2 protein-coding genes are annotated in these 2053 nt (G+C 42.9%); both read left to right on the top strand.

What is annotated here, in order from left to right; translation table 11 throughout:
* Positions 1-54 precede the first annotated feature (54 nt).
* The gene (xerC, locus tag B0187_RS10065) at positions 55-972 is read left to right on the top strand and encodes a tyrosine recombinase XerC (protein WP_078237713.1); all 918 of its coding nucleotides are present in this window, start codon (positions 55-57) and stop codon (positions 970-972) included.
* A 103-nt stretch (positions 973-1075) separates the two neighbouring features.
* Complete coding sequence (gene cpdA, locus B0187_RS10060; protein WP_078237712.1) at positions 1076-1894, top strand: 3',5'-cyclic-AMP phosphodiesterase; 819 nt, start codon at positions 1076-1078, stop codon at positions 1892-1894.
* The last annotated feature ends 159 nt before the right edge of the window (positions 1895-2053 follow it).

Below are 2053 nucleotides of genomic sequence, written 5' to 3'. Positions count from 1 at the left end.
AAAGATACGCCTTTTTGCTATGCTTAAAAGCCAATTTTATCAGCGGAAAAGCCAATGCTATTTGAACGAACCAAACCCTATTGGGATTATTTACGCATCGAAAAACAAGCCAGCCCACATACAATCAGTAACTACCAAAGACAGTTGCAAGCGGTCTGTTTATTGCTAAAAAAGGCAAACATTGCTAGTTGGCAAGAAGTCGATAGCTCTGTTGTGCGTTGGCTTCTAAGCGAAAGCCACAAGCAGAAATTGAGTGCGAAAAGCATTGGCTTGCGTTTGGTTGTTTTGCGTCAATGGTTTGCCTATTTGGTGCGTTGCGAGCAAATTGCGGTAAATCCGGCGGTGGGAATTAAAGCCCCGAAAGTGGGGAAACATTTGCCGAAAAACATTGAGGCGGAAGAAATCGACAAGCTCTTAAAAATTGAGAGTAACGACCCGCTTGCATTGCGTGATCTTGCAATGATGGAATTGATGTATAGCTCTGGGCTACGTTTGTCGGAATTGCAAAACCTCGATCTTAATGATATGGATCTTACCGCTCGCGAAGTGCGTTTGCTGGGGAAAGGAAATAAACAGCGGATTGTGCCGATTGGTTCAAAAGCGTTGCAGGCGATAGAGAATTGGCTTGCCGCTCGCACTACATTTCAGCCCCAAGATAATGCGGTTTTTCTAAATAAATTTGGCAAACGCCTTTCGCACCGTTCCATTCAGTTAGCAATGCAGAAATGGGGGCAAAAGCAGGCACTTGATGTGCATTTGCACCCTCACAAACTTCGCCACTCGTTTGCGACCCATATGCTCGAAGCCAGCCAAGATTTGCGAGCAGTGCAGGAATTGCTAGGGCATAGTAGCCTTGCGACCACCCAAATTTATACCCATTTGGATTTTCAACATCTTGCCAAAGTCTATGATCAAGCTCACCCACGGGCGAGAATGTACAAAGAAAAAGCAGATGAGCTGAATGAAATGTAAATTTATTTCAAAAATGTGGCATATCCGACATTTTCAGATTTTTCTGCTTAATCAATTTCAACAAATCAAGTAAAGTAGTGCCGTTTTGAATAAGGAAATTGCCGTGAACGCACTTTATCAGCTTGATTGCCAAACCTCTTTACGCATTTTGCACATTACCGATCCTCATCTTTTTGCTGATCCCGAACAAGATTTGTTGGGGATCAAAACCTGTGCCAGTTTTCAAGCGGTATTAAATCAAATTCAGCAGAGCGATTTTCACTATGATCTCGTGTTGGCGACAGGGGATTTAATTCAAGACGAACAGAAAGAGGCATATCATCAATTCGGCAAAGCAACGAAAAACCTTAATAAACCGCTATTTTGGTTAGAGGGTAATCACGACAGTCAGCCAGAAATGACACAAGTGCTTTCCCATTATTCGCATATTCAGTCGGCAAAACAAATTCTAGCGGGTAACTGGCAAATTTTACTGCTGGATAGCCACGTTCAAGGCAAACCTTATGGCGAATTGAGCGAGCCACAAGTAGTGTGGTTAGAGCAGAAATTAGCAGAAAATCCGCAGCATTATACCTTAATTGCTTTGCACCATAATTTACTGCCAACCCATTCAAAATGGCTGGATCAACATAGCCTAAAAAATCAAAATGCCTTTGCCGAGTGCCTCAAAAAAGGCAATGTTAAAGCGATTTTGCACGGACATATTCATCAAGCTGTCGATCAAATATGGCTAGATTATCGTGTGCTAGCCACTCCCTCAACTTGCATTCAATTCAAACCAAATTGTGATGAATTTACCCTAGATCCAATCCCCCAAGGTTGGCGTGAACTTGTTTTAAACCCAGACGGCACGATTGAAACTATCATCAAGCGGTTAGATGGCGATTATTTTCTGCCAAATACCGCCGCAAAAGGTTATTAGAAATTTCCAAAAATCCCACCCCTTGCAATGATGCCTAGTTCGATAAAAGGACGCTAGCGTGGCGTCCCTACCGTAGGGACGCGATGCTTGCGTCCCACTTTTATTCGTAAAATCCCACCGCTTGTAACAAATTTTAGGCAAGCAAAAAGGCGTATCTTT

The sequence above is a fragment of the Haemophilus paracuniculus genome, assembly GCF_002015115.1.
Classification (GTDB): domain Bacteria; phylum Pseudomonadota; class Gammaproteobacteria; order Enterobacterales; family Pasteurellaceae; genus Haemophilus_E; species Haemophilus_E paracuniculus.
The sequence above is the reverse complement of the archived record's forward strand: the minus strand, read 5'-3'. Positions and strand labels throughout refer to the sequence as shown.

Coding starts and splice junctions, on each gene's coding strand:
- xerC (WP_078237713.1), top strand. CDS start 55: ATGCTATTTGAACGAACCAAACCCTATTGGGATTATTTACGCATCGAA.